Raw genomic sequence first — 8,437 nt, 5'->3', positions numbered from 1 at the left:
CCCCGAGCACCCCGCCCGCCTGACCTGGACCGAGCACGTCCCCGAGGTCTACAAGGCGATGGTCCGCCTGGACGCGGCCGCCCGGAAGGGCGTCGACCCGACGCTGCTGGAGCTGGTGAAGATCCGCACCTCACAGCTCAACCACTGCGCGTACTGCCTGGACATGCACACCAAGGACGCGCTCGCGGCCGGGGAGAGCGTGGAGCGGATCGTCCAGCTCAGCGCCTGGGAGGAGTCCCGGCACTTCTACACCGAGAAGGAGCTGGCGGCGCTGGAGCTGACCGAGGCGGTGACCGTCCTCACCGACGGCTTCGTGCCGGACGACGTGTACGAGCGCGCCGCCAAGCGGTTCGAGGAGGCGGAGCTGGCGCAACTGATCGCCGCGATCACGGTGATCAACGCCTGGAACCGGTTCGCGGTGTCCACCCGGATGGTGCCGGGGCACTACACCCCGGGGCAGTACAAGTAACCGGCCCGGACGGCGGACGGCGGCGCGGCCCCCGGGCACGCGCCGCCGTCCGCCGTCCGGCACCGGCTCACGGAAGCCAGCGCTTCCACTTCTCCGGGTGGGCGTCGACCCACTTCTCCGCGGCCTTCTCCGGGCTGAGCTTCTGCTCGGCGATCATCAGGGAGACCTCGTTCTGGTCCTCGGTGGTCCACTGGAACTTCTTCAGGAAGGCGGCGCCCTTGCCGCCGGAGCGGGCGAAGTCGGCGTTGAGGAACTTGCGCAGCGGTGTCTTCGGGTACGCGCAGGTGATCTTCGCGGTGTCGGTGTCGCAGCCCTCCTTGTACGGCGGGAGCTTCACCTCGGTCATCGGCACCTTCTTGAACAGCCACTGGGGGGTGTACCAGTAGGTCAGGAAGGGCTTCTTCTCCTTGGCGAACTGCTTGATCTGGGTGATCTGCGCGGCCTCGGACCCGGCAAAGACGACCTGGTAGTTCAGCTTCAGGTTCTTCACCAGGGCCTTGTCATGGGTGACGTAGGCCGGGGAGCCGTCCATGATCTGGCCCTTGCCGCCGGACTCGGCGGTGCGGAACCGGGACGCGTACTTGTTGAGGTTCTTCCAGTTCGTGATGTCCGGGTGCTGCTTGGCGAAGTACGTCGGCACGAACCAGCCGATGTGCCCGGTGACCCCGAGCCCGCCCGCGTAGGAGACGGTCTTCTTGTCGTGGACGTACCGCTTCTCCTGGTCGGGGTGGCTCCAGTCCTCCAGCAGGGCGTCGACGCGGCCCTGGCTGAGCGCGTCCCAGGCGGGGATCTCGTCGACCTGGACGGTGTCGACGCGGTAGCCCATCTTGTGTTCCAGCAGGTACTTGGCGACCGCCACGTTGGACTGCGCGCCCACCCAGGACTGCACGGACAGGGTCATGCTCTTGGCGCCGCCCGCGTTGGCGAACGGGCTGGCCTGCTTGGTCATGTCGGCCGCGCCGCAGCCGGTGAGCAGGGCGAGCGCGGCCGCGGCGGCGACGCTCACCGAGAGGGTCGTACGGAATCGCATGTCACGCTCCCTTCTTCGCGCGGCCGGTCGGCTGGGTGACCCGGTCGAGCATCAGGCCGAGGCAGACGATCGCGGCACCGGCGACCAGGCCGGTGGCGAGGTCACCCTGGGCGAGGCCGAAGGCGACGTCGTAGCCGAGGGCGCCCGCGCCGACCAGGCCGCCGATGATGACGACGGCGAGGACCAGGACCACGCCCTGGTTCACCGCGAGCAGCAGCGAGCGGCGGGCGAGCGGAAGCTGGACCTGCCAGAGCTGCTGGCGGCCGGTGGCGCCGAGCGAGCGGGCGGACTCCAGCGCGGCCGGGTCGACCTGGCGCAGGCCCTGCGCGGTGATCCGGACGACGGCCGGGAGGGCGTAGACCACGGCGGCGACGACGGCGGGGGCGCGGCCGACGCCGAACAGGGCGACGACCGGGATCAGGTACACGAACTGCGGCATGGTCTGGAACACGTCCAGCACCGGGCGCAGCATCCGGTCCACCCGGTCGCTGCGGGCGGCGGCGATACCGGTGGCGATGCCGAGGACCAGGGTGACGGCGACGGCGGCCAGCACCTGGGAGAGGGTGTCGAGGGAGGAGTCCCAGACGCCGAGCACACCGATCGCGGCCATGGCGAGGGTGGCGGTCAGCGCGGTGCGCCAGGTACCGATCAGCCATGCCAGCGCGGCGACGATCAGCAGCACCGACCACCAGGGCAGCGCGCGCAGGCCGTCGCGGAGCGGGTCCAGCATCCAGGTGGTGAAGTGCGCGGCCCAGTCGGCGGTGCCGCCGATGACGGGGACGCCGGAGTAGAGGTGGGCGGTCATCCAGTTGACGGCGCCGTTGACCGGCTCCGCGATGTTCAGGGTCGCGCCCGCGGGCCATTCGGCGCGGCCGAGCAGCCGGGCGGCGACCGCGGCGACGGCGGTGCCGGCGAGCGCGAGGAGCCACACCGTACGGCGGGACTCGCCGGCGTTGTCGGCGGCGCGGCCGGCGGCGCCGGTCACCCGGTCCAGCACGATGGCGAGCAGCACGATCGGGATGCCGGCCGCGAGGGCGGCGCCCACGTCGACGGAGGCCAGCGCCTGGTAGACGCGGTCACCGAGGCCGCCCGCGCCGATGACGGAGGCGATGACGGCCATGGACAGCGCCATCATGATCGTCTGGTTGAGGCCGAGCAGGAGTTCCTTGCGGGCCAGCGGGATGCGGGCGGTCAGCAGCCGCTGGCGCGGGGTGGCGCCCAGCGAGCGGACGGCCTCCAGCACCTCGGGGTCGGCGCCGCGCAGGCCGAGCGCGGTGAGCCGCGCCATCGGCGGGGCGGCGTAGACCACGGTGGCGAGGACGGCGGCGGGGACGCCGATGCCGAAGACCAGCACCACGGGCAGCAGGTAGGCGAAGGCCGGGAGCACCTGCATGGTGTCGAGCACCGGGCGCAGGGCGCGGTCCAGCCGGTCGGAGAGCCCGGCGGCGAGGCCGAGCAGGACGCCGACGGCGACGGACGCGAGCACGGCGGCCACCATGAGCGCGAGCGTCTGCATGGTCGGCAGCCACATGCCGAGCGCGCCACAGGCGAGGAACGCCACGGCCGTCCCGGCCGCGAGCCTCACTCCGGCCACCCGCCAGGCGACCAGGGCGCCGAGCACGGTGACGCCGACCCAGCCCATGGCGAGCAGGGCGAGGTAGACACCGCGTACGCAGAGCACGACGGCGTTGCTGATGTGGCCGAAGAAGTACAGGAACAGCGGGTGGCTGTCCCGGTTGTTCATCACCCAGTCGCTGGCGTCGCCGAGCGGGCCGGTGAGGCTCACGGTCAGCGCGTGCGGCCAGTGTCCGCTGCCCCACCGGCTGTCGAGCAGGGGGACGAGGATCACGGCGGCGACGGCGAGCGTGAGCAGCTTGGCCGCCGGACGGGACTTCAGCAGGCCGGGCAGGGCGCGCCGGGCCGTGGGGGCGGTGAGCGTGGCCATCAGACCGCCTTGGACTCGGGGGCGGCGGCCACGAGGGTGGGCTCGGCCTCCCGCTCGGCGGGGGCGGCCGTGCCGGTGCCCGCGACCACGTTGAGCAGGGCGTCGGAGTCGACGACGCCCATGCAGGTGCCGTGGTCCATCACGCGGGCCGGTTCACCGGCACGGGCGACGGCCTCGATGGCCTCGGCGACCGGGGCCTCGGGGCGGACGGCGGGGCCGCTGCCGGCCTCCTCCAGGGAGGCGGGACGCATGGCGGTGCGGCAGGTGACGACCTGCTCGCGCGGCACGTCGCGGACGAACTCGCGGACGTAGTCGTCGGCCGGGGAGTTGACGATCTCCTCGGGGGTGCCGAGCTGGACCACGCGGCCGTCGCGCATCAGGGCGATGCGGTCGCCGAGCTTGAGGGCCTCGGTGAGGTCGTGGGTGATGAAGACCATGGTGCGGCCCTCTTCGCTGTGCAGGCGGGCGACCTCGTCCTGCATGTCGCGCCGGATCAGCGGGTCGAGCGCGCTGAACGGCTCGTCGAACAGCAGCACCTCGGGGTCGACGGCGAGGGCGCGGGCGAGCCCGACCCGCTGGCGCTGACCGCCGGAGAGCTGACCGGGGCGGCGCTTCTCCATGCCGGCCAGGCCGACCTTGGCGACGACCTCGGCGGCCTTCTCGCGCCGCTCGGCACGGCCCATGCCCTGGATCTCCAGGCCGTAGGCGACGTTGTCGAGGACCGTGCGGTGCGGCAGCAGACCGAAGTGCTGGAAGACCATCGCGGCCCGGTGACGGCGCAGTTCGCGCAGCCGGCCGCGGTCCATCGCGCGTACGTCCTCGCCGTCGATGGCGATGGTGCCCGCGGTGGGCTCGATCAGCCGGGTCAGACAGCGCACCAGGGTGGACTTGCCGGAGCCGGACAGGCCCATGACGACGAAGACCTCGCCCTTGCGGACCTCGAAGGACACGTCCCGCACGGCGGCCGTGCAGCCGGTCTCGGCGCGCAGCTCGGCGGGGCTCAGCGCGGCCAGCGCCGGGTCGGCGGGGACGCGCTCGGGCTTGGGGCCGAACACCTTCCACAGGCCGTCGACGGCGAAGACCGGCGCGTCGGACCCTTCGGCGGAGGTGGGCGGCTTACGGGTGGGAACGGTGAGCGTCATCGCGCGTCACCACCGATCAGTTCGACGGCCTTCTCCCCGACCATGAGCACTCCGATCATCGGGTTCACCGCGGTCATCGTCGGGAAGACGGACGCGTCGGCTATGCGGATGCCGTCGAGACCCCGGACACGCAACTCGGGGTCGACCACGGCGAGTTCGTCATCGGCGGCGCCCATCTTGCAGGTGCCGGCCGGGTGGTACACGGTGTGCGCGACCTTGCGCGCGTACTCGCTCAGCTCCTCGTCGCCCTGGACCTCCGGTCCGGGGCAGACCTCGCGCTTGAGCCAGTGGGCCAGCGGCTCCGACTTGGCCACCTCGCGGGCGATGCGGATGCCGTCGACCAGGGTCCGGGCGTCGTAGTCGTCCTCGTCGGTGAAGTACCGGAAGTCCAGCGCGGGCTTGGCCTCGGGGTCCGCGCTGGTGAGGTAGAGGCGGCCGCGGCTCCGGGGCTTGGGGATGTTCGGGGTCATGGAGACGCCGAACTCGGGCCGCTCGTAGCCGAGGCGCTCCGGATTGTCCGTGAACGGGATCTGGTAGAAGTGGAACATCAGGTCCGGGCCCGCGCTTTCGGGGTCGCGGCGGACGAACAGGCCCGCGTCGGAGTCCATCGCGGAGTTCTCCGGGATGGGTCCGTGGGTCTCCCAGACGATGACCGACTCCGGGTGGTCGAGCAGGTTCTCACCGACGCCCGGCAGGTCCAGCACGACCGGGATGCCGAGGGCCTCCAGGTCGGCGCGCGGGCCGATGCCCGAGTGCAGCAGCAGGCGCGGGGTGTCGACGGCGCCGGCGCAGAGGACCACCTCGTTGCGCGCCTTGACCAGCAGTTCGCGGCCGTCCTTGGTGCGGACGTGGACGCCCTCGGCGCGGGTGCCGTCCAGCTCCAGCCTGTACGCCCAGGTCTCCAGGAAGAGGTGGAGATTGGGGCGCTCGTCCATCACCGGGTGCAGATAGGCGACGGAGGCCGAGGAGCGCTTGTTGTTCTCGGGGTGGTAGGCGAGGTCGAAGAAGCCGACGCCGTCGGTGAACGGCTTCTTGTTGAAGCCCTCGACGCGCGGCACGCCGAGCGTGGACTGCGCGGCGTCCACGAAGTCCCGCGCGATGGCGTTGCGGTCGTTCTCGTCCACCGGGACGATGTTGTTCTTCAGCCGGGCGAAGTACGCCTCCATCTGCACGGCGCCCCAGCCGGCGGCCCCGGCCTGCTCCCACTCGTCCCAGTCGGAGGGGAGCGGCTTGAACGAGATCAGGGTGTTGTGCGAGGAGCAGCCGCCGAGCACGCGGGCCCGGCTGTGGCGGATGTGGGAGTTGCCGCGCGGCTGTTCGGTGGTCGGGTAGTCGTAGTCGAGGTCGCCGCCGAGCAGGCCCATCCAGCGGCGCAGGGTGAGCACGTCGTCGCGGTCGACGTCGCTCGGGCCGCCCTCGATGACGGCGACGGTGACGTCCGGGTTCTCGGTCAGGCGGGAGGCGATGACGGAGCCCGCCGTGCCGCCGCCGACGACGACGTAGTCGTACTCGTGGGTGTGTTCGGGCATGGGGTGTCTGACTCCTGGGGGCGGGAGGTCCTACGAAGGTCTTCAGGGGCCGGGGTCAGCCGGCGAACCAGCGCACCGGGCTCGGGGCGAGGTTCTGGTACACGTGCTTGGTCTCGCGGTACTCGGCGAGGCCGGCGGGGCCCAGTTCGCGGCCGGTGCCGCTCTTGCCGAAGCCACCCCACTCCGCCTGCGGCAGGTAGGGGTGGAAGTCGTTGATCCACACGGTGCCGTGCCGCAGCCGGGCGGCGACGCGCCGGGCGCGGCCGGGGTCGGCGGTCCAGACGGCGCCCGCGAGGCCGTACTCGGTGTCGTTGGCGAGGGCGACCGCCTCGTCCTCGGTGCGGAAGGTCTCGACGGTGAGGACGGGTCCGAAGACCTCCTCCCGCACGACGCGCATCTCGCGGTGGCAGTGGTCGAGGACGGTCGGCTCGTAGAAGTAGCCGGACTCGGGGCGGTCGGCGGTGGGCTCGGGGCGCTTGCCACCGCAGACCAGGCGGGCGCCCTCGGCGAGCGCGGAGGCGACGAAGTCCTCGGTCTTGGCGCGCTGCTGCTCGGAGACGAGCGGGCCGCACTCGACGCCGGGTACGGTGCCGCGGCCGAGCCTGATCTTCCGGGCGCGGGAGGCGAGTTCGGCGACGAAGCGGTCCCGGACGGACTCCTCGACGATGAGGCGTCCGCCGGCCGAGCAGACCTGGCCGCTGTGGATGAAGGCGGCGTTGAGGGCCTGGTCGACGGCGGTGTCGAAGCCCTCCTCTGTGGCGCAGGCGTCGGCGAAGACCACGTTGGGGTTCTTGCCGCCGAGCTCCAGGGCGACCTTCTTCACGCTCGGCGCGGCGGCCTGGGCCACCTTGACGCCGCTGACCAGACCGCCGGTGAAGGAGACGAGGTCGACGTCGGGGTGGTCGGCCAGGCGGGCGCCGACGGTGTGGCCGGGGCCGGTGACCAGGCCCGCGACGCCCTCGGGGAGTCCGGCCTCCACCAGCAGCTCGATGAGCGCGATGGTGGTCATCGGGGTGATCTCGCTGGGCTTGATCACGAAGGTGTTGCCCGCGGCGAGCGCCGGGGCGATCTTCCAGCTCGCCTGGAGCAGGGGGTAGTTCCACGGGGTGATCAGCGAGCAGACACCGACCGGCTCGTGCACGACGACGCTGTGGATGTCGGGCGAGCCCGCGTCGACCACGCGGCCGGGCGCCTCGGCCGCGACCAGGTCCGCGAAGTAGCGGAAGGCGTCGGCGACGCAGTCGATGTCGACACGGCCCTCCTCGACGGTCTTGCCCGCGTCCCTGCTCTCCAGCAGGCCCAGCTCCTCGCGGTCGCGGACCAGGAGGTCGGCGACGCGGCGCAGCAGGGCGGCGCGCTCGGCGACCGGCGTGTGCGGCCAGGGGCCCTCGTCGAAGGCACGGCGGGCCGCGGCCACCGCTCGGTCCACGTCCTCGCTGCCGCCCTCCGCGACAACGGCGAAGGGCTTGCCGTCCGCGGGGTCGAGGATCTCGCGGGTCGCACCGGAGTCCGCTTCCAGCCACTCGCCTCCGGCGTGAATGGTGGCCTCGGCCGGTCGTTCCGTTCTGTCCGCCATGATCGGTTTTGCCTTCCGTTCCTGTTCAGACGCCCTGTGTGACAGAGCTGCCACCTCCGGGCGGATGACCGCATGCCCGAGGCGGGTGAAGCGCATGCGCATTTGATGGCCGAAAGTGCGCTGGCTCACGGTAATTACGGGAGAAAGGCGGAGAAATCGGGCGCGAGAGGGTGGCGTGGATCACGACCGCGGTACGCACCCGTGCGAACCGGGTCTATTCGATCAGTCCAGCGCCGCGTTCCCGGCCGGGTCGCAGTTCATGCCGGGCGGGCAGAACCAGGCGAGCGCGGTGGTGAGGAGTTCCAGCTCGTCCTCCCTGCCGTCGGCGTCGGGGCCGTACGCGGCGAGCGCGTAGATCTTGCCGTCGGCGGCGACGAAACGCTCGTCGTAGACGTGCCAGGTCCCGACGTCGGGCTCGTTCCTGATGGTGTCGGCGAGGTACTCCAGCCGGGACCCGGTGAAGTCCCCCTCGTCCAGGTTGGTCAGCCTCAGCTGCTTGAACCCGCGCGGCTTGGCCGTCCGGTCCGAGAGGTACAGGTCGAAGGACGCTTCCGGGCTCGCCTCCGACACCTCGTACACCTGGAGCCTGTGCTCCTGGTCCGGGCTGCGGAAGTTCACCACGGCCATCCCATACTCGGAGGGCACGGTGGCCCGCGTCCACCCCTCGGGCACGGCCACCCGGAATCCCTCACCGTCGTCGTGCAGCTCGTATCCGGCCGGGGGTGCGCTGGGCGAGGGGCTGGGGG

The 8,437-nt window shown here is 71.9% G+C and carries 6 protein-coding genes and 1 pseudogene; 1 reads left to right on the top strand and 6 read right to left on the bottom strand.

Annotated features, from left to right (window positions below; all coding sequences use genetic code 11):
• The coding region (locus CCN33_RS16450) for a carboxymuconolactone decarboxylase family protein (RefSeq protein ID WP_086694356.1) at window positions 1–469 on the top strand (469 nt) is incomplete at its 5' end.
• Between the two features lie 67 nt (window positions 470–536).
• Here CCN33_RS16450 and CCN33_RS16445 read toward each other — a convergent pair.
• The 6 genes and pseudogenes from CCN33_RS16445 to CCN33_RS32075 all read right to left on the bottom strand — a co-directional run.
• A complete protein-coding gene (locus CCN33_RS16445) occupies window positions 537–1,499 on the bottom strand; it encodes an ABC transporter substrate-binding protein (protein ID WP_086694355.1) in 963 nt (320 codons plus the stop codon).
• A 1-nt stretch (window position 1,500) separates the two neighbouring features.
• On the bottom strand, window positions 1,501–3,444 hold the full coding sequence (locus CCN33_RS16440; protein ID WP_208621777.1) for an ABC transporter permease: 1,944 nt from the start codon (window positions 3,442–3,444) through the stop codon (window positions 1,501–1,503).
• On the bottom strand, window positions 3,444–4,586 hold the full coding sequence (locus CCN33_RS16435) for a quaternary amine ABC transporter ATP-binding protein (protein WP_086694354.1): 1,143 nt from the start codon (window positions 4,584–4,586) through the stop codon (window positions 3,444–3,446). The genes CCN33_RS16440 and CCN33_RS16435 overlap by 1 nt, the downstream gene beginning before the upstream one ends.
• Window positions 4,583–6,115 (bottom strand): GMC family oxidoreductase, encoded by a 1,533-nt coding sequence (locus CCN33_RS16430; RefSeq protein WP_086694353.1) that lies wholly within the window; start codon window positions 6,113–6,115, stop codon window positions 4,583–4,585. Before CCN33_RS16430 ends, CCN33_RS16435 begins: the two co-directional genes overlap by 4 nt.
• A 55-nt stretch (window positions 6,116–6,170) precedes the next feature.
• A complete protein-coding gene (locus tag CCN33_RS16425; RefSeq protein WP_086694352.1) occupies window positions 6,171–7,691 on the bottom strand; it encodes an aldehyde dehydrogenase family protein in 1,521 nt (506 codons plus the stop codon).
• Window positions 7,692–7,913: 222 nt separating this feature from the next.
• A pseudogene (locus CCN33_RS32075) lies at window positions 7,914–8,437 on the bottom strand (hypothetical protein); the annotation flags it as partial.

Origin of the sequence: Streptomyces recifensis (assembly GCF_002154615.1) — a bacterium.
Classification (GTDB): Bacteria; Actinomycetota; Actinomycetes; order Streptomycetales; family Streptomycetaceae; genus Streptomyces; species Streptomyces griseoluteus.
The sequence above is the reverse complement of the archived record's forward strand: the minus strand, read 5'-3'. Positions and strand labels throughout refer to the sequence as shown.

Bases quoted from the DNA above. Each gene is read 5' to 3' on its own strand.
- CCN33_RS16445 (WP_086694355.1), bottom strand. From the start codon at position 1,499: ATGCGATTCCGTACGACCCTCTCGGTGAGCGTCGCCGCCGCGGCCGCG.
- CCN33_RS16440 (WP_208621777.1), bottom strand. From the start codon at position 3,444: ATGGCCACGCTCACCGCCCCCACGGCCCGGCGCGCCCTGCCCGGCCTG.
- CCN33_RS16435 (WP_086694354.1), bottom strand. From the start codon at position 4,586: ATGACGCTCACCGTTCCCACCCGTAAGCCGCCCACCTCCGCCGAAGGG.
- CCN33_RS16430 (WP_086694353.1), bottom strand. From the start codon at position 6,115: ATGCCCGAACACACCCACGAGTACGACTACGTCGTCGTCGGCGGCGGC.
- CCN33_RS16425 (WP_086694352.1), bottom strand. From the start codon at position 7,691: ATGGCGGACAGAACGGAACGACCGGCCGAGGCCACCATTCACGCCGGA.